We start from the raw sequence: 17,001 nt of genomic DNA, 5'->3' as shown, positions 1-17,001 counted from the left end.
ATTGCCAGATCGGCAATTCCTTTCGACGCGATCGGCCCGCCGATCCCCGGCGACAGCCTGGCGCCGCCCTGGCATCATCCCCGAATGCGATGGGCGCGGATCTCCCTGGTGCTGCTGGCGGCGCTCCTGGCCGGGGCCTGGCTGCTCGACCGCGCCTTGCCGCCCCCCATGGCGCGCTTCGAGAACGCGGCGCGCATCGTCACCGCGCGCGATGGCCGCACCCTCTCCGTCTGGCCCGCGGCGGGCGGCGTCTGGCGCCTGCGCACGCGGCCTGAGGATGTGCCGCCGCATCTCCTCGCCCTGCTGATCGCCGCCGAGGATCGCCGCTTTTACGCACATCCCGGCGTGGACCCGCTGACCCTGGCGCGCGCCGCCGCGCAATGGGTGCGCGCGGGACGCGTCGTCTCCGGCGGCTCCACCCTGTCCATGCAGGCGGCGCGGCTGCTGGAGCCCCGCCCGCGCAACCTGCGCAGCAAGCTCATCGAGATCGCGCGCGCGCTCCAGCTCGAATGGCGCCACGGCAAGCGGGGCGTGCTCGAGATCTGGCTGACCCTCGCCCCCCAGGGCGGCAATCTCGAAGGGCTGCGCGCCGGCTCCCTCGCCTGGTTCGGCCGCCCGGTCCAGTCGCTCGATGCCGGCGAGGCCGCGTTGCTCGTCGCCCTCGCCCGCCGGCCCGAAGCGCTGCGACCCGACCGCCACCCCGACGCCGCCCGCCGCGCGCGCGACGCCGTGCTGCTCGCCCGCGCGCCCGACATCGCGAGCCCCGCCGAAATCACCCTCGCCGGCGAGGTCCCCACGCGCCGCCTGCCGATGCCCCGCCACGCGCCGCACTTCGCGCGGGATGGCAGCACCACTCTGGATCTCGACCTGCAGCGCGCCACCGAGGCCATCGCGCGCGAGGCGCTGACGCGCCTGCCCGAGCGCGTCTCCCTCGCCATCGTCGTGAGTGATCTCCGCACCCGCGAGACCCGCGCGCTGGTCGGCGGCGACTGGATGAACCCGGCCCGCGCCGGCGCGCTGGACCTCACGCGCGCCGTGCGCTCGCCCGGCTCCACGCTCAAGCCGCTGATCTACGCGCTGGCCTTCGAAGCGGGCGTGGTGACGCCCGAGACGCTGATGGAGGACCTGCCCCGCCGCTTCGGCGACTACGCGCCCGAGAATTTCGACCGCGCCTTCCAAGGCCGCCTGCGCATCGCGGATGCGCTGCGCCAGAGCCTGAACCAGCCCGCCGTGGCGCTGCTGAACGAGGTGGGCCCGCTGCGGCTCGCCAGCGTCATGAAATCGGGCGGCGCCGTGCCGCGCCTGCCGCCCGGGGCCGAGCCCTCGCTGCCGCTGGCGCTCGGCGGCGTCGGCCTAACCCTGCGCGAGCTGGTGGGCCTCTATGCGCGCCTGGGCGATGGCGGCGCGGGGCTGATCGAACCGCGCGCCGCCAACCTCGCCAGCGCCATCCTCGTGCAGCCCATCCCCGGCGGCGGCCCCGCCGGCATCGCCTGGAAGACCGGCACGAGCTGGGGCGGCCGCGATGCCTGGGCCATCGGCATGGACCAGCGCCATGTGGTGGGCATCTGGGTCGGACGGCCCGATGGCACACCCATGCCCAACGCCACCGGCGCGCGCCTCGCCTTGCCCCTGCTCGGCCAGGTCTTCGAGCGCCTGCCCCCCGCGCCGCGCCAGGGCTTCACGCCACGCCCGCTATCCGCGGGCCTCGCGCCCACCACCGATGCGCTGCGCCTGCTCTTCCCGCCGCCCCGCGCAACGCTGCCCGAAGCCGGGCGCGTGGTGCTGCGCGCCGCCGGCGGCCAACGCCCGCTGACCTTCCTGGTGGATGGCGCGCCGCTCACGACGGACCCCGCGCGCCGCGAAGCGAGCTGGGTGCCGCCCGGCCCCGGCTTCTATCGGATCACCGTGCTCGACGCCGAAGGGGCGGCGGCCCGGACCGAGCTGCGCGTGCGATGAGCGCGGAGCTGCGCGGCGCGAGCCTCTATGTGCTGGCCGCCTTCGGCCTCGGCTTCCTGCTCGGGCCGCTGCGGGAATTCGTGCTGGCGCCGCGCATCGGCCGCGTCGCGGCGCTGCTGCTCGAACTGCCGCTCATGCTCGGCTTCTGCGCCTGGATCGCCCCGCGCCTCCTGCGCCGCTGCCGCGTGCCGCCCGGCCGCGCGCGGTTGCGGATGGGCTTCACCGCGCTCCTGCTGCTGCTGGCGCTCGAGTTCTTCGCCGGCGTCGCGCTGCGCGGCTGGGATCTGCGCGCCTGGCTGGCGCAGTTCACGACGCCGCCGGGCCTCGTCACGCTGCTGGGCTATCTCGTCTTCGCCCTCATCCCGCGCTGGGTCCGAACGCCATGAAGCCCCTCATCCCGCTGCTGCTCCTCGCCCTCGCCGGTTGCGTCACCACCAGCGGCAGCACCGCCGATGACCGGCGCTGGATCACCCAATGCGTCCGCGACAATGCCGATGAGGGCGCCTCCCGCCGCGTCGTCACCGCCTATTGCACCTGCATGGTGAACCGGATGAGCAACAACGAGACGCGCTCCGTCACGCAATGGGAGCGCGCGAATCCCCGGGCCCGCCGCGAATGCTCGCGCGAGGCCGGCTGGACATGACACCAAGGAGATTCCCCATGCGCTTCCCCGCCCTCGCCGCCCTGCTCCTTCTGGCCGCGCCCGCCGTCGCGCAGCTGCCCGACGCGGCCGGCTGGATCCGCCGCTGCATGGAGGACAGCGCGAACCAGGCCGCCGCGCCGCTGGTGCGCATGACCTATTGCACCTGCCTCGTCAGCCAGGCGAATGACGCCGGCGCCGCGACGATCGAAGCTCTCGAGCAGATCCTCCCCGACGCCCGCCGCCAATGCCGCGAGATCGCGGGCTGGCGCTGAGCGCGGCGCCTATCGGCAGCCCGTGCGCTCCGCTTCCTCCCGCGCCATCTGCGTGCGGAACGCGACCTGCCCGAAAATGGCCGAAAGCCGCGCCAGGCTCGCTTCCGACGGCGCGCCTTGCGCCGCGCGCTCGGCCTCGCGCGTCAATTCCGCCAGGCGCGGGCAGCCGCAGCCGGTGAAGGTGGCGGCGGCGCCCGACAGCGCCCGCAGCACCGTCTCGCCCCGCGCGCGGCCCTCCATAATGCCGGGCACCGGCAGCGCCGCCTCCCGCGCCACCGCGCGCAGCGCGGCCAGCCCCTCGCCATAGGCGCAATAGGGGCGGGGCAGGCCTTGCGCCATGAGCAACGGCGACGTCGCCAGGAGGATCAGGAGATTCCGCATCGCGCCAGCGCCTCCCGCATGTGGCCGGGGATCGGCGCCTCGACGCGCGCGATGCCCGGCAGCACCAGGGCGCGCGCCAGCAGGTGCATCGCCCCCGCGCCGCCGCCATAGCGCGCATCGCCCAGGATGGGGCAGCCCAGATGCGCCATATGCGCGCGAAGCTGATGCGTGCGCCCGGTGCGCGGCGTGAGTTCCACCGCCGTCAGCGCAGCACCGCGCCCCAGCACCCGCCATTCCGTGCGCGCCGCCTGGCCCGCCGCATCCACCACCATGCGCCAGCCCTCCGCCTGGCTGCTGACCTTCAGCAGCGGCGCCTCGCAGACGCCGCTCTCACCCGGCGGCGCGCCGGCCAGCACGGCCCAATAGGTCTTTTGCGCCAACCCCTCGGCGAAGAGCGCGTTGAGTGCGGCGATGGCCGGCTTGGTGCGGCCCAGCGCCAGGCAGCCCGCCGTATCCGCATCCAGCCGATGCGCCGGCTGCGGCAGGTGCCGCTTGCCCTGGCGCAGGGCCGGCAGCCAATCCTCCAGCGAGGCGCCGCCGCGCGGGCCGCGATGCACGGAGAGCCCCGCCGGCTTGTCCAGCACCAGCACCTCCGTATCCTGGTGCAGGATGCGCGCGGCGATCGCTTGGCTCAGCGGCGCAGAAGGAGGTTCCGCATGGCGGCGTTTCGGCTTCACTGCTTCCCCGAATCCGGTGGCTGCTACAAGGTCGCCCTCATGCTCGCGCTGTGTGGCGCGGAGTGGGAGGGCATCCCGGTGGACTACTACCACGGGGAGACCCGCACGCCCGAATGGCGCGCGCGCGTCAGCGTGATGGGCGAGGTGCCGGTGCTGGAGCATGCCGGCCGAAGCCGCACGCAATCGGGCGTGATCCTCACCTATCTCAGCCGCACCCTCGGCCGCTTCGCCGCGGCGGATGAGGAGGAGCAGCTGCGCTGGCTCTTCTTCGACAACCACAAATTCACCAGCTACCTCGCCACCTGGCGCTGGCTGCACAGCTTCACCGCGAACGCGGACCCCGCCGTGGCCGCCGCCTTCCGGGCGCGGGCCGAGACCGCCTTCCGCGTGGTGGAGGCGCAGCTCGAAGGCCGGGCCTTCCTGCTGGGCGACGCGCCCTGCATCGCCGACATCTCGATGCAGGGCTACCTGCACTTCCCGCAGGAGGAATGGCCGCTCGACATGGCGGCCTTTCCCAATATCAGCGGCTGGATCGCGCGCTTCCGCGCGATGCCGGGCTGGAAGGCGCCCTATGACCTGCTGCCCGGGGCGCGCTTCCCGAAGCCGTAAGGGCTACTCCGCCGCGGCCGCCTCGCTCACCACGCGCGGCTGGCTTTTCATCCAGGCGAAATACAGCTCCCGCGCCTTGGCGGCGAAGGGGCCGATCGGCAGGTCGCGGCCATTGTAGCGGATGACGGGCTGCACCTTGGCGTAGTTGCCGGTCGAGAAGATCTCATCCGCCGTCTCCAGCTCCTCCGGGCGCACCGCGCGCTCTTCCACCGGCACGCCCGCCTCGCGGAAGAGGGCGAGGACGCGCTGGCGCGTGATGCCGTTGAGGAAGGTGTGGTTCACCGCGGGCGTGACCACCACGCCATCCTTGGCGAACCAGAGGTTGGAGCTGGCGAATTCGGCGATATTGCCGGCCACGTCGCTCATCACCGCCATGTCGTGCCCGCGCTCATTCGCCCAGGCCGTGGCGCGCGCGCCGTTCGGATAGAGGCAGGCGGCCTTCGCATCGGTCGGCGCCATGTCGGTGGCCGGCTTGCGGAAGGGCGTCAGCATCGCCGAGAAGCCGGCCCAGGCGGGCAGCGGCGTGTCATAGAGCGAAAGGATGAAATCCGTGCTGTTCGGATCCGGCCGCGCCGCGCCCAGCCCCTGGCGGATGAAGAACATCGGCCGGATGTAGAGCGTCGCTTCCGGGCCCATGCGGCGGATGCCCTCCTCGCAGAGCGCCTGGATCTGCGCCGCCGTCATCATGGGCTTCATGCCCATCACCTCGGCCGAGCGCAGCGCGCGGGCGCAATGGCGATCCAGGTCCGGCGCCCAGCCGGTGATGGAACGCGCGCCGTCGAAGATGACCGAGCCCAGCCAGAAGCAATGGTCCATGGGCCCGATGATCTTGGGCTCCTCGGTCGTCCATTCGCCCTTGTACCAATACACGCCGGCCATCATCCGCACTCCATGCTGCAATGCCGATTTTGCCACGTCAGGCCCGGCTGTTGAAGTAGGCCAATTCCCGCGTATCGGCCCAGGCGAGGCGCAATTCCACGGGTTTCCCGTCCACCGCATAGGCGATGCGCTGGATGAACAGGGCTGGCTCCTTCGCGCGCAGACCGAGCCGCGCGGCGACGCGGGGCACGGGCATGGCGGCGCGGAGCTGCTCATCAATGCGGGTCACGCTGATGCCGAATTCGCGCTGATACAGGTCATAGACCGTGCCCGGCCGCCCGCTGAAGCGCGCGCCATCCAGCCCCGGAAACAGCGCCGCCGGCAGGAACAGCGTCTCCAGCATCGCGGGCCGCCCGCCCAGATGCTGCAGATGCCGCGCGCGCAGCAGCGGCGCTTCGCGTTCCACACCCAGCGCGGCCGCCTGCGCGCGATCCGCCCGGCGCTCCGCGAAATCCAGGAATTCCGTGCGCGGCAATTCGGGCGCGCCATCCGGCCGGCGTAGGTGGAAGAAGCGGAAGAGCCGCTCGGGCGTATGTTCGGCCACGAAGGTGCCGCGCCCCTGCTGGCGGCTCAGCACGCCCTCGGCCACCAGCCCATCCGTCGCGCGGCGGATCGTGCCGATCGCGCAGGAAAACCGCTCGGCCAGCAGCTTCTCGGCCGGCAGCGGCGTGCCGGGCGGAAACTCGCCGGCCGCGATCTCGGCCACGATCGCCGCGCGCACCTGGCGCCAAAGGGGTGTCTCGATATTCATTCAACTCATCTAGGTCATATAGTTGACTTGGGTTCAAGAGGGGCCTAGCGTCCCCGTCATTGAACAGGAGGACACGCGATGACGATCCATTTCGTCGTGCATGACGAGGGCGATTCCGTGGGGGTCGTGGTGGTCGAGGGCCTGAGCGCCAGCAACCGCATCAACGGCTGGATCATGGACCAGGACAAGATGATCGAGTTCGACGCGAAGTCGGACATCCCGATCGGCCACAAGCTGGCGATCAAGCCCATCAAGAAGGGCGACACGATCATCAAGTACGGCATCGACATCGGCCGTGCGATCGCCGACATCGCGCCGGGCGAGCATCTGCACGTCCACAACGTCAAGACCAAGCGCTGGTAAGGGGGAAGGCCACATGGCAATCAATCTGAAGGGCTCCTCCTTCGAGGGCTGGCGCCGCGAAAACGGCCGCATGGGCGTGCGCAACCACGTCATCATCCTGCCGGTGGACGATCTGTCCAACGCCGCCGCCGAGGCCGTCGCGAACAACATCAAGGGTGCCATGGCGATCCCGCACGCCTATGGCCGCCTGCAATTCGGCGCCGACCTCGAGCTGCATTTCCGCACGCTGATCGGCACCGGCTGCAACCCCAATGTCGCCGCCGTCATCGTCATCGGCATCGAGCCCGGCTGGACCGGCAAGATCGTCGAGGGCATCGCCGCCAGCGGCAAGCCGGTGGAAGGCTTCGCCATCGAGCAGAATGGCGACCTCAACACCATCATGAACGCCTCGCGCGCCGCCTATAAGATGGTGAAGCACGCCTCCAAGCTGCGGAAGGTGAAGGCGCCCCTGCAGGAGCTCTGGGTCTCGACCAAGTGCGGCGAGAGCGACACGACCTCCGGCCTCGCCTCCTGCCCCACCGTCGGCAATGCCTTCGACAAGCTCTGGGAAGCCGGCCACACGCTGGTCTTCGGTGAAACCACCGAACTCACCGGTGGCGAGCATCTGGTGGCCGCGCGCTGCAAGACGCCCGAGATCCGCGAGAAGTTCATGGCGATGTTCGACCGCTACCAGGGCGTCATCGAGGCGAACAAGACGAGCGATCTCTCGGACAGCCAGCCCACCAAGGGCAATATCGAGGGTGGCCTGACCACCATCGAGGAAAAGGCGCTCGGCAACATCCAGAAGATCGGCAAGAAGTGCCTGGTGGATGGCGTGCTGGACAAGGCCGAGGTGCCGACCGGCCCCGGCCTGTGGTTCATGGACAGCTCCTCCGCCGCGGCCGAGATGGTCACGCTCTGCGCGGCCTCGGGCTATGCCGTGCACTTCTTCCCGACGGGCCAGGGCAATGTCATCGGCAACCCGATCCTGCCGGTGATCAAGCTGACCGCCAATCCGCGCACGCAGCGCACCATGAGCGAACACATCGATGTGGACGTGACCGGCCTGCTGCAGAAGCGGATGAACATGGATGACGCGGGCGAGGCGCTGCTCGACTGCATGATCCGCACCGCGGACGGCGAACTCACGGCGGCCGAACTGCTCGGCCATCGCGAATTCTCGCTCACGCGCCTTTACGAAAGCGCCTGATCCGGCACCATCGCCCCCATCCCGAATGGATGGGGGCGATGGCTAGGATTGGAACACCCTATTTCGGCTGGCGCGTCGTCTGGGCCGCCTTCACCATCGCCATCTTCGCCTGGGGCATCGGCTTCTACGGCCCCGGCATCTTCCTCGAGGCGCTGCACGACCGGCATGGCTGGTCCGTCTCCCTCATCTCCGCCGCCATCACCACGCATTTCCTGCTGGGCGCGCTGCTCGTCGCGCGCTTCCCGGCCGTCGAGGCGCGCCTCGGCATCACGCGCCTGGTGCTGCTGGGTGCGGCACTGACCGCGGCCGGGTTGCTCGGCTGGTCCTCCGCCACATCCCCCTGGCACATCTTCCTGGCCGCGATCTTCAGCGGCGCGGGCTGGGCGCTGACCAGCGGCGCCTCCATCAACGCCATGATCACCCCCTGGTTCGACGCCCGCCGCCCGGCCGCGCTGGCGCTCGCCTTCAACGGCGCCAGCATGGGCGGCGTGGTCTTCGCGCCGCTCTGGGCGCTGCTCATCACGCAATGGGGCTTTCCGGCAGCCGGCGCCGCCGTCGCCGCCGCGACCTTCGCCGTCATGGTGACGCTCGCCCTGCTCTTCCTTCGCCACACGCCGCAAAGCATGGGCATCCCGCCCGACCTGCCGGCACCTCGCGCCACCGCCGAGGCGCCCAGCCTGCCCCCCGGCCGCGCCATCTGGCGCGTGCCGAGCTTCCTGCGCCTCTGCGCCGGCTTCAGCCTGGGGGCGGCCGCGCTGGTCGGGCTCCTGGCCCACCTGTTTTCGCTGATCTCCCCCACGCTCGGCATCTTCGGGGCGGGCCTGGCGCTCAGCCTCATCACCCTCTGCGCCGTGGCCGGCCGCACGCTGCTCGGCTGGGCGCTGCCGGTCGGCGCGGATCGCCGCCGCGCCGGCGCCTGGAACTTCGCGCTGCAGACCATCGGCACGCTCATCCTGCTCGCGGCGCTCGATGTCTCGGCGCCGCTGCTGCTGCTGGGCTGCGTCGTCGTCGGCCTCACCGTGGGCAACATGCTCTCGCTGCCGCCGATGATCGCGCAGGCGGAATTCACCCGCGCCGATGTCGGCCGCGTCGTCGCCCTCGTCACCGCCGTGAACCAGGCGACCTATGCGCTGACCCCCGGCGGCTTCGGCCTGCTGCGGGACCTCACCGGATCGGGTGCGGCCGTGCTCGTCGCGGCGGCCTTGCTCCAGGCCTGTTCAACGCTCATCCTCTTCCGGCGCTGATGCTCGATTTCTCGCCCTTCCACGCCCTCGGCCTCCTGGCCCGCACCTGGCCCTTCCTGCTGCTGCGGCTGCTGACCTATGGCGCCATCTCCTTCGCCTATGTGGCGCTCACCGCCGGCGGCGCGGGCATCGGCTGGCTGATCGGCGCGCTCGGCTCGCAGGATTTCCGCGAATTGGCGACCCTCCTGGGCGGCGCCATCGGCTTCGGCACCACCTTCGGCATCGTCTATCTGCTGCGCGAATACATGCTCTATCTGCTCAAGGCCGGGCATATCGCGGTGATGATCGAGCTGATGGAGGGGCGTGGCCCGCCCAGCGGCCGCGCGCAGATCCGCCACGCCATCGCCCTGGTGCGCGAACGCTTCATCGAGGCGAGCCTCCTCTTCGCGCTCGACCAGCTGGTGCGCGGCGTGCTGGAGACGATCTTCGCGCTGATGCACGGCCTCTCGCGCATCCTCATTCCCACGGGCGTGGTGGGGCAGCTCCTGTCGCTGCTGCATGCCATCATGCGCCTGCTGGCCGGCGTGGCGGATGAGGTGATCCTCGGCCACGCGCTCCGCACCCAGGCCACCAACCCCTGGAACGCCGCGCGCGAGGCCCTCGTCCTTTACGCGCAGAATGCCGGCGGCATGTTCCGCAACTCGGCCTTCCTGCTGCTGATCGGCTGGGTCCTGAGCCTGCTGATCTTCCTCCTCCTGCTCACCCCGGCCGCGGGTTTGACCTATGCGATCCCGGGCGCCTGGTCGGCCGGGGGGCTGGCCTTCGCGCTGGTCTTCGCCTGGTCGGTGAAGGCGGCGTTGATCGAGCCCTTCCAGGTGGCCTGCCTGCTGCAGGCCTTCTTCCGCCTCAGCGCCGGCCAGCAGCCGGATCCCGCCTGGGAGGCGCGGATCGCCAAGGCCTCGCGCCCCTTCCGAAGCCTGATCGAGCGGGGCCTGGGCGGCGCCGCTGGCCGCTGACCCTTGGCGGCGGCCCCCGCCACCCCTTATCTACCGCGATGGCCGCTCCCGCTCCTGTCTTCGACAGCCCCGATCCTTCCTTCGCCGACCTCCTCGCCGCGCGCCCCGCGCTGGCCATGGACCCCATCGCCGGGCTGATGGTGGAGGAGGTCTCCCTCGCCCGCATCGCCGATGTGGTCGGCACGCCCACCTGGGTCTATTCCGCCACCACGCTGCGCCGCCGCGCCCGTGCGCTGAAGGATGCCCTGGCCGAGGCCGGGCTCGACGCCTCCATCCATTTCGCGACCAAGTCCAACCCGGCGCTGGCCGTCGTGAACCTGCTGCACCAGGAGGGCCTCGGCGCCGATGTGGTGAGCGAGGGCGAGCTGCGCGCCGCCCGCGCCGCCGGCGTGCCGGCGGATGGCATCGTTTTTTCCGGCGTCGGCAAGACCGAGCGCGAGATGCGGCTCGCCCTGGCGGAGGACATCCTCCAGCTCAACATCGAATCCGCGGAAGAAGCGGAGATGCTGAGCGCCGTCGCGGCGTCGATGGGCAAGCGCGCCCGCTGTGCGCTGCGCGTGAACCCGGATGTGGACGCCAAGACCCACGCCAAGATCACGACCGGGCTGACCGAGAACAAGTTCGGCGTGCCCATCGCCATGGCGCCCGCGCTCTATGCGAAGATGTGCGCGCTGCCCGGCCTCGATCCCGTGGGGCTCACCGTGCATATCGGCAGCCAGATCGCCCAGGGTGTGGCCTCCTACCGCGCCGCCTATCAGCGCCTCGGCCTGCTCGTCCGCGAGCTGCGCGCCGCCGGCCACCCGGTGCTGCGCGTGGATTGCGGCGGCGGCCTCGGCATCCCCTATCGCGATGAGACGCCGGGCACGCCCGCCGCGCTGGCCGGCGCCATCAAGGCGGGCCTCGGCGATCTCGGCGTGAAGATCATGCTGGAGCCCGGCCGCTGGATCTGCGGCCCGGCCGGCGTGCTGCTGGCCCGCGTCATCGTCGAGAAGCAGGCCACCACCCGCCGCTTCGTGATCGTGGATGCCGCGATGAATGACCTGCTGCGCCCGGCCATGTACGAGGCCTGGCACGGCATCCTGCCCGTCTCGGCCGCGGCCTTCCATGCGCCGCTTTCGCCGGCAGATGTGGTCGGACCTGTCTGCGAAAGCAGCGACACCTTCACCAAGGGGCGCGACCTGCCGGCCCTGCCCCCCAATTCGCTGGTGACTTTCCTCGATGCCGGCGCCTACGGTGCCTCCATGAGCAGCACCTACAATGCGCGTCCGCTCGCGGCCGAGGTGATGGTGGAAGGCAACCGCTTCGCCATCATCCGTGACCGCCAGTCGCATGAGGCGCTGCTGGCCGGCCAGCGCCTGCCGGGCGACCGCTCCGGCTGGGCCACGTGACGCCCGCCGGCCTCGCCCGCAAGCGCCTCCTCGCCCGGGGCGCGCTGTGGTGGGAGGCCACCTGGCCGGCGCTCTGGCCGGCGCTTGGCACGCTCGGCCTCTTCGGCGTCTTCGCATTCGCCGGCATCCCGGCGCTGCTGCCCGGTTGGGCGCATGTGCTGATCCTGGCCGCGTTCCTCGCCGCCCTGATCCTCGCCCTCCGTCACGGCTTCGCCGGCTTCCGCGCGCCCGACGCCGCCGCCGTGGACCGCCGCCTGGAGCGCGCCACCGGCCTGAAGCACCGCCCGCTCGCCGCCCTGCAGGACCAGCCCGCGACGCAGGACCCGGACGGCCTGGCCCTCTGGGCCGCGCATCAGTCCCGCATGCGGCGCCTCATCGCGCGGCTGCGCGTGGGCACGCCGCGCCCCGGCCTCGCCGCCCGGGACCCGCGCGCCTTCCGCGCCGGCATCCTCGTCGCCTTCTGCGCCGCCCTCTTCGCCGCCGGCGGCGATGCGCCCGCCCTGCTCGCCCGCGGCCTGGTTCCGCATTTCGGCAGCGCGCCGCCGCCCGCCGCCCTTCGCGTCGAGGCCTGGGTCACGCCCCCCGCCTATACCGGCGCGCCACCCATCTTCCTGCCCGCCCAGGGCGGCAGCGCCACCATCCCGGCCGGCAGCCGCCTGCAGATCGCCCTCTCCGGCGGCCTCGGCTCTGCCCTGCCCGAGATCAGCGGCCTGCCCGGCCTCGCCTTCGAGGCGCTGGGCGGCGGCAGCCACACCGCCCAGGCCAGCATGCTGGCCGGTGCCCGCATCACCATCCGCCGCGACGGCACCGAGATCGCCACCTGGAACCTCGCCGTCCAGGCCGATGCACCCCCCATCGCCGCCTTCACCGAGGCGCCCGGCCGCTCGCCCCGCGGCCTCGCGCTGCGCCTGCCCTGGCGCACCGAGGATGACTGGGGCGTGGTCGCGCTCCGCGCCGAATTCCACCTCGCCGCCCGGCCTGAGGCGGCGCCCATCACGCTGGAGATGACGCTCCCTTCCGCCGCGCCGAAGCAGGCGCGCGGCCTGGCCCAGCCCGATCTCTCGGCGCACCCCTGGGCCGGTCTGCCCGTGCAGCTCCGCCTCATCGCCCGGGACGGCGCCGAGCAGGAAGGCCGCTCGGAGGAGGTCACCCTCATCCTGCCCGAGCGCAGCTTCAACCACCCGGTCGCCCGCGCCATCATCGAGATCCGCAAGGGCCTCTCGCTGAACCCCACCGCCCGCCCCGACGCGATGCGCGAAATGGACCGCATCACCCAGGCGCCCGAGGCCTTCGAGCATGACCCCGGCACGCTCCTGGCACTCCGCACCGCCCGCGGCCAGCTCCAGCGCGACCGCCGCGCCGAGACCATCGGCGAGGTGCAGGAGCTTCTCTGGGAAGCGGCCCTCGCCCTCGAGGAAGGGCGCGACACCCGCACCGCCCGGGCGCTGGCCGAAGCGCAGCGCCAGCTCCGCGAGGCGATGAACGAGGCCGAGCGCACCCCCCAGGCCGAGAACGAACAGCAGCGCAGCGAAGTCGAGCGCCGCATCGAGCAGCTGCGCGAGGCGATCCGCCGCCATCTGGAAGCCATGGCCGAGCGCCTGCAGCGCGAAAACGCCGAAGCGCTGCCCTATGACCCGCAGCAGCGCATGCTCGACCAGCGCGACATGGACCGCCGCACCCGTCGCATGGAGGAAGCGACCCGCCAGAACCGCATGGAGGATGCCCAGCGCGAACTGGCCGAGCTCGAGGAAATGCTCCGCGCCCTGCAGGAAGGCCGCGTCGCCCGCTCCGAATCCCCCGAGCGGCAGCGCCAGCGCGAGCGCGGCCAGCAGCAGATGGGCGCCGTGCAGGACATGGTCCGCCGCCAGGGCGAGATGGTGGACCAGGGCTCCCGCCGCGCCGAGCAGCAGGAGCAGCGCGCCGCCCAGCAGCGCCGCCAGGCCCAGCCCTGGAACCAGCGCCCCGGCCAGCCGGGCCAGACCACGCCCGAGCAGCAGCAGCAGGCCGAGCAGGAACAGCAGCGCCAGCTTCAGGCCGAGGCCCGCCGCCAGCGCGCCCTGCGCCGCGCGCTCGGCGAACTCATGCAGCAGCAGGGCGACCTGACGGGCGAAGTCCCCGAAGCGCTCGGCCAGGCCGACCAGGCCATGCGCGAGGCCATGGAAGCGCTCCAGGATGGCCGCGACGCCCGCCCCGCCCAGCAGGAGGCCATGCGCCGCCTGCAGGAAGGCGGCCGCCAGATGGCCCAGCAGATGCAGCGCCAATTCGGCCAGGGCCAAGGCGAAGGCGAGGGCGAAGAGGAAGGGATGGGCGAGACGGAGATGGGCGGCGAGGGCCAGGATGGCGAGCAGCAGCTCGGCGAAGGCCGCGACCCCCTCGGCCGTCGCGCCCGCGAGAACACGGGCAATGCCGATAATGGCAGCGACACCCGCGTGCCGGATGAGGCGGAACAGCTCCGCACGCGGCGCCTACAGGACGAGTTGCGGCGGCGCGGCGCCGAACGTGAGCGGCCGGCGGAAGAGCTGGATTACATCGATCGGCTCTTGAGGCGGTTCTGATCCGAGAGGGCTTTGCGAGAGAGTTTTTTATGCCCTCAAGCGCCGGGCGCGGCCTCCGGCCGCTTGGCTTCGCGCCGCGACGGGCTGTGCGAGCGGCCAAGGCGGTCTGGGCGCGGCGCGCGCTTTGCGCGCGCATCCTCGTTGGGCCGTCCTGACCCGCTTCAGCGCAGCCTGGCCGCCAAGCGAGCCATATCCTCCAGATGCGGAACGCCCAGATCGGGCACCAGGCTCACCACCTGGCAGCCCGCGGCCAGACCGGCCGCAACGCCCGTGGCGCTGTCCTCCACCACCAGGCACTCCGCCGGCGCCACGCCACAGGCCTGGGCCGCCGCCAGATAGAGATCCGGCGCCGGCTTGGGCCGCGCCACATCCTGGAAGCTGAACACGCGGCCCTCGAAAAACCCCTCGAAGCCCAGCACGCGCATCTTCATGCCCAATTCAGCGCGGGCGGAATTGGAACACACCGCCATCGGCAAGCCCGCCGCCGCCACCGCCTCCAGCGCGGCCCGCGCACCCGGCATGGCCGTGACGCCGATCTCCATCTCCCGCGCGATCCGGTGGCTCAGCGCCAGGCCCCATCCCTCCGGCACAGGCCCCACGCGCCCCTCGATGATCGGCAGCATGTCCGGCAAGGAAAGCCCCAGGAACTCGCGCTGCGCCGCGTGCCCGTCCAGCACCCAGCCGAGCGCGGTGATCTCCTCGGCCACGATGCGGTTGGACAGCGTCTCGCTATCCGCCAGCACGCCGTCGCAGTCGAAGAGAACCGCCCCAATCACCTTGTTGAGGATCACGCCGCCTTCGCCAGCTTTGCGTCCTGCGGCTCGGCCCCAAGGGAGGATTTCATGCGCGCATGCGGGCAATCCCCATGCTGCTTCGGGCATTGCCGCGCGCCGGCGAAGCTGCACAGCGCCCGCCCCGAACCGCGCGTCCGCAGCACCAGCTCGCCCAGCGCCTCGATGAAGCCCGCATCGCTGTTCTGCGCCGGCACGCGGAAATAGCCGGGGATGCCCAGATGCTCGGCCTCCTCCCGGTATTCCACATCCAGCTCCACCAGCGTCTCGGAATGCTCGGAAACGAAGGCGATGGGGCTGATCAGGATCGCCACCTTCTCCTTCGCCGCGCGCTCGATCTCATCCTCGGTGGAGGGCCCGATCCATTTCTGCGGCGTGACGCGGGACTGGTAGCAGACCACGTGATCCAGCTCGGGGATGGTCAGGTGCTCGATCACGGCGGCCACGGTGCTTTCCACCTGCCACTGATAGGGGTCGCCCGCCTTCACGATGCTCTCCGGCAGCCCATGCGCCGAGAACAGGATGCGCAGCGGAACATCCGCCGGCAGTTCGGCCCGCGCCTTTTCATAGGCCTCCTGCACCATCCGCGCGGTGGAGCGCGCATAGCCTTCATCCGAATGGAAGCAGCACAGCGCCGTCGTCGGCACGCGCAGCCCGGCCTTCTGGCAGGACTCATTCCAGGCGGTGATGGAGGAACCCGTCGTCGTCGTCGAAAACTGCGGATAGAGCGGCACCAGCAGCACCTCGTCGGCGCCCCAGGACTGCACGGCGCTCACCGCCTCATCGCTCATCGGGTGCCAGTAGCGCATGGCGACGAAGCTGCGCCATTCCACCCCCGGCTCCCGCGCGCGCAGCATGGTCTCGAGGTTGCGGCCCTGCTCCTCGGTCAGCTCCCGGAGCGGGGATTTCCCGCCCAGCACGGCGTAGTTCTCCTGTGCGGGCTTGGTGCGCCGCCAGGCGATCAGCTTGGCGAGCCAGGGCCGGACGAAGCCCGGCACCCGCAAAATGGCAGGGTCGCTGAACAGATTGACCAGGAAGGGCCGCACGCTTTCCGGCGCGTCAGGCCCCCCCAGATTGAACAAGACCACCGCAACGCGCCGCGCCATTCAGCCAAACCCCCGGATTCAACCCCGCACATACCCTCTCCGGGCAGGGTTTCAAGCGGCGCGGATGATTTGCAGCAATTCCACGACATGTTCCGGGGGCGTTGTGATCTCCACGCCATGCCCGAGATTGAAGATGAAGGGCCGCCCCTTCATGGCCGCCAGGATGCTCTCCGCCTCCCGCCGCAACGCGGGGCCGCCCGCGATCAGCACCTCCGGATCGAGGTTGCCCTGGAGCGCCACGGTCTTCGGCACATTGGCCGCGGCCCAGGCCGGGTTCATCGCCGTATCCATGCCGCAGGCCTGCACCCCCGTCTCGGCGGCATATTCCGCCAGCATGGGGCCGGCCAGGCGTGGGAAGCCGATGACCGGAATGCTCGGCCGCGCAGCCTTGATGGCGGCCCGCAGGCGCTTGTTCGGCTCGATCACCCATTTGCGGAAGGCATTGGGTGCCAGCTGCCCCGCCCAGCTGTCGAACAGCATCAGCGCCTCCGCCCCCGCATCCACCTGCGCGATCAGATAGGCGAGCGTCGCCGCCTCCAGCTTTTCCACCAGCGCGCCGAACAGGGCCGGATTGTCATGGATCATGCGGCGGGCATGCTTGAACTCACCGCCGCCCTTGCCCTCGACCATGTAGCAGGCGACCGTCCAGGGCGAGCCCGAGAAACCGATCAGCGTGGTGTTCGGATGGTCCTTGGCCAGCCCCGCCTTCACCCGGCGCACCGTCTCCATGATCGGCTCGGCCTTTGCCGCCGCGCCAGCCACATCCAGCCTGTCCACGCCCCCTTGATCCGTGATCGGCGGCAGGCGCGGGCCTTCCCCTTCGGCGAAGGTCAGCCCCTGGCCCATCGCCCAGGGCACGATCAGGATATCCGAGAAGAGGATGGCCCCATCCATGCCATAGCGCCGCACCGGCTGGATCGTGACTTCGGCCGCGAGTTCCGGATTGAGGCAGAGATCCATGAAGCTTCCGGCCTCGCCGCGCATCGCCCGGTATTCGGGCAAATGCCGCCCCGCCTGGCGCATGAGCCAGACCGGAGGGGGCCAGACGCTCTCGCCGGAGAGCACTCGGAGAAGGGGCTTGTCTGTCATGCCCAGGACCATCCCAGGAAAAAAGGAAAAGAAGAAGAGTGGTGGTGGTTTGTAGGGGGTGTGAATCACGGGGACGCAGCTTGTCCCGGAAACATCCACAGGCTTATCCGGCGGGGCCGATCCGCCGCGAAGCCAAGCCGGGCCTCGCTTCG

General features: G+C 71.2%; 18 protein-coding genes. 11 read left to right on the top strand and 7 right to left on the bottom strand.

Annotation, left to right across the window (positions count from 1 at the left end):
* Nucleotides 1-108 precede the first annotated feature (108 nt).
* The 4 genes from pbpC to KTR66_RS14485 are packed head-to-tail and all read left to right on the top strand — an operon-like array spanning nt 109 to nt 2,871.
* Nucleotides 109-1,956, top strand: a complete 1,848-nt coding sequence (pbpC, locus tag KTR66_RS14500; RefSeq protein WP_371819133.1) for a penicillin-binding protein 1C — start codon at nt 109-111, stop codon at nt 1,954-1,956.
* Nucleotides 1,953-2,342: a hypothetical protein gene (locus KTR66_RS14495; protein WP_213613598.1), complete on the top strand. Its 390-nt coding sequence runs from the start codon at nt 1,953-1,955 to the stop codon at nt 2,340-2,342. The genes pbpC and KTR66_RS14495 overlap by 4 nt, the downstream gene beginning before the upstream one ends.
* On the top strand, nt 2,339-2,599 hold the full coding sequence (locus tag KTR66_RS14490) for a hypothetical protein (protein ID WP_213613596.1): 261 nt from the start codon (nt 2,339-2,341) through the stop codon (nt 2,597-2,599). Before KTR66_RS14495 ends, KTR66_RS14490 begins: the two co-directional genes overlap by 4 nt.
* 17 nt (nt 2,600-2,616) lie before the next feature.
* Complete coding sequence (locus KTR66_RS14485) at nt 2,617-2,871, top strand: hypothetical protein (RefSeq protein WP_213613594.1); 255 nt, start codon at nt 2,617-2,619, stop codon at nt 2,869-2,871.
* Nucleotides 2,872-2,880: 9 nt separating this feature from the next.
* Here the strand turns inward: KTR66_RS14485 and KTR66_RS14480 are convergent, their stop codons facing one another.
* Both KTR66_RS14480 and KTR66_RS14475 read right to left on the bottom strand, forming a co-directional pair.
* Nucleotides 2,881-3,252, bottom strand: a complete 372-nt coding sequence (locus KTR66_RS14480; RefSeq protein ID WP_213613592.1) for a hypothetical protein — start codon at nt 3,250-3,252, stop codon at nt 2,881-2,883.
* Complete coding sequence (locus tag KTR66_RS14475; RefSeq protein WP_371819132.1) at nt 3,237-3,929, bottom strand: RluA family pseudouridine synthase; 693 nt, start codon at nt 3,927-3,929, stop codon at nt 3,237-3,239. The genes KTR66_RS14480 and KTR66_RS14475 overlap by 16 nt, the downstream gene beginning before the upstream one ends.
* Between KTR66_RS14475 and KTR66_RS14470 the strand changes: the two genes are divergently transcribed.
* Complete coding sequence (locus KTR66_RS14470) at nt 3,909-4,538, top strand: glutathione S-transferase family protein (protein WP_213613590.1); 630 nt, start codon at nt 3,909-3,911, stop codon at nt 4,536-4,538. The two genes, KTR66_RS14475 and KTR66_RS14470, sit on opposite strands and share 21 nt — an antisense overlap.
* A 3-nt stretch (nt 4,539-4,541) precedes the next feature.
* Here the strand turns inward: KTR66_RS14470 and KTR66_RS14465 are convergent, their stop codons facing one another.
* Both KTR66_RS14465 and KTR66_RS14460 read right to left on the bottom strand, forming a co-directional pair.
* Nucleotides 4,542-5,417: a branched-chain amino acid aminotransferase gene (locus KTR66_RS14465; RefSeq protein ID WP_213613588.1), complete on the bottom strand. Its 876-nt coding sequence runs from the start codon at nt 5,415-5,417 to the stop codon at nt 4,542-4,544.
* A gap of 37 nt (nt 5,418-5,454) precedes the next feature.
* Nucleotides 5,455-6,168: a GntR family transcriptional regulator gene (locus tag KTR66_RS14460; protein WP_213613586.1), complete on the bottom strand. Its 714-nt coding sequence runs from the start codon at nt 6,166-6,168 to the stop codon at nt 5,455-5,457.
* A 78-nt stretch (nt 6,169-6,246) separates the two neighbouring features.
* On the opposite strand from KTR66_RS14460, the gene KTR66_RS14455 reads away from it, so the two are divergent.
* The 6 genes from KTR66_RS14455 to KTR66_RS14430 are packed head-to-tail and all read left to right on the top strand — an operon-like array spanning nt 6,247 to nt 13,863.
* A complete protein-coding gene (locus KTR66_RS14455; protein WP_213613585.1) occupies nt 6,247-6,531 on the top strand; it encodes a UxaA family hydrolase in 285 nt (94 codons plus the stop codon).
* 13 nt (nt 6,532-6,544) lie between these two features.
* Entirely contained in the window at nt 6,545-7,720 is a 1,176-nt protein-coding gene (locus KTR66_RS14450) for a UxaA family hydrolase (protein WP_249732136.1), read from the top strand.
* Nucleotides 7,721-7,758: 38 nt separating this feature from the next.
* On the top strand, nt 7,759-8,964 hold the full coding sequence (locus KTR66_RS14445) for an MFS transporter (RefSeq protein WP_213613583.1): 1,206 nt from the start codon (nt 7,759-7,761) through the stop codon (nt 8,962-8,964).
* Nucleotides 8,964-9,920 (top strand): hypothetical protein, encoded by a 957-nt coding sequence (locus KTR66_RS14440; protein ID WP_213613581.1) that lies wholly within the window; start codon nt 8,964-8,966, stop codon nt 9,918-9,920. Before KTR66_RS14445 ends, KTR66_RS14440 begins: the two co-directional genes overlap by 1 nt.
* A 38-nt stretch (nt 9,921-9,958) precedes the next feature.
* Nucleotides 9,959-11,308, top strand: a complete 1,350-nt coding sequence (lysA, locus tag KTR66_RS14435; RefSeq protein ID WP_213613579.1) for a diaminopimelate decarboxylase — start codon at nt 9,959-9,961, stop codon at nt 11,306-11,308.
* Nucleotides 11,305-13,863 carry a TIGR02302 family protein gene (locus KTR66_RS14430; protein WP_213613577.1) on the top strand — a complete coding sequence of 853 codons (2,559 nt, stop codon included), beginning with the start codon at nt 11,305-11,307 and terminating at the stop codon, nt 13,861-13,863. The genes lysA and KTR66_RS14430 overlap by 4 nt, the downstream gene beginning before the upstream one ends.
* A gap of 161 nt (nt 13,864-14,024) precedes the next feature.
* Here the strand turns inward: KTR66_RS14430 and KTR66_RS14425 are convergent, their stop codons facing one another.
* From KTR66_RS14425 to hemE, 3 genes are read right to left on the bottom strand one after another with little or no spacing between them, the layout of a single operon-like run.
* Nucleotides 14,025-14,654 carry an HAD-IA family hydrolase gene (locus KTR66_RS14425; protein WP_213613575.1) on the bottom strand — a complete coding sequence of 210 codons (630 nt, stop codon included), beginning with the start codon at nt 14,652-14,654 and terminating at the stop codon, nt 14,025-14,027.
* On the bottom strand, nt 14,651-15,760 hold the full coding sequence (gene hemH, locus KTR66_RS14420) for a ferrochelatase (protein WP_213613573.1): 1,110 nt from the start codon (nt 15,758-15,760) through the stop codon (nt 14,651-14,653). Before hemH ends, KTR66_RS14425 begins: the two co-directional genes overlap by 4 nt.
* 51 nt (nt 15,761-15,811) lie before the next feature.
* The gene (gene hemE, locus KTR66_RS14415) at nt 15,812-16,849 is read right to left on the bottom strand and encodes a uroporphyrinogen decarboxylase (RefSeq protein WP_213613571.1); all 1,038 of its coding nucleotides are present in this window, start codon (nt 16,847-16,849) and stop codon (nt 15,812-15,814) included.
* Nucleotides 16,850-17,001 lie beyond the last annotated feature (152 nt).

Source organism: Roseococcus sp. SDR (genome assembly GCF_019083995.1).
GTDB lineage: Bacteria > Pseudomonadota > Alphaproteobacteria > Acetobacterales > Acetobacteraceae > Roseococcus.
Note: the sequence above shows the minus strand (reverse complement) of the source record. Positions and strands in the feature narration are given on the sequence as shown.

Bases quoted from the DNA above. Each gene is read 5' to 3' on its own strand.
- KTR66_RS14495 (WP_213613598.1), top strand. From the start codon at position 1,953: ATGAGCGCGGAGCTGCGCGGCGCGAGCCTCTATGTGCTGGCCGCCTTC.
- KTR66_RS14490 (WP_213613596.1), top strand. From the start codon at position 2,339: ATGAAGCCCCTCATCCCGCTGCTGCTCCTCGCCCTCGCCGGTTGCGTC.
- KTR66_RS14485 (WP_213613594.1), top strand. From the start codon at position 2,617: ATGCGCTTCCCCGCCCTCGCCGCCCTGCTCCTTCTGGCCGCGCCCGCC.
- KTR66_RS14480 (WP_213613592.1), bottom strand. From the start codon at position 3,252: ATGCGGAATCTCCTGATCCTCCTGGCGACGTCGCCGTTGCTCATGGCG.
- KTR66_RS14470 (WP_213613590.1), top strand. From the start codon at position 3,909: ATGGCGGCGTTTCGGCTTCACTGCTTCCCCGAATCCGGTGGCTGCTAC.
- KTR66_RS14465 (WP_213613588.1), bottom strand. From the start codon at position 5,417: ATGGCCGGCGTGTATTGGTACAAGGGCGAATGGACGACCGAGGAGCCC.
- KTR66_RS14460 (WP_213613586.1), bottom strand. From the start codon at position 6,168: ATGAATATCGAGACACCCCTTTGGCGCCAGGTGCGCGCGGCGATCGTG.
- KTR66_RS14455 (WP_213613585.1), top strand. From the start codon at position 6,247: ATGACGATCCATTTCGTCGTGCATGACGAGGGCGATTCCGTGGGGGTC.
- KTR66_RS14450 (WP_249732136.1), top strand. From the start codon at position 6,545: ATGGCAATCAATCTGAAGGGCTCCTCCTTCGAGGGCTGGCGCCGCGAA.
- KTR66_RS14445 (WP_213613583.1), top strand. From the start codon at position 7,759: ATGGCTAGGATTGGAACACCCTATTTCGGCTGGCGCGTCGTCTGGGCC.
- KTR66_RS14440 (WP_213613581.1), top strand. From the start codon at position 8,964: ATGCTCGATTTCTCGCCCTTCCACGCCCTCGGCCTCCTGGCCCGCACC.
- lysA (WP_213613579.1), top strand. From the start codon at position 9,959: ATGGCCGCTCCCGCTCCTGTCTTCGACAGCCCCGATCCTTCCTTCGCC.
- hemH (WP_213613573.1), bottom strand. From the start codon at position 15,760: ATGGCGCGGCGCGTTGCGGTGGTCTTGTTCAATCTGGGGGGGCCTGAC.
- hemE (WP_213613571.1), bottom strand. From the start codon at position 16,849: ATGACAGACAAGCCCCTTCTCCGAGTGCTCTCCGGCGAGAGCGTCTGG.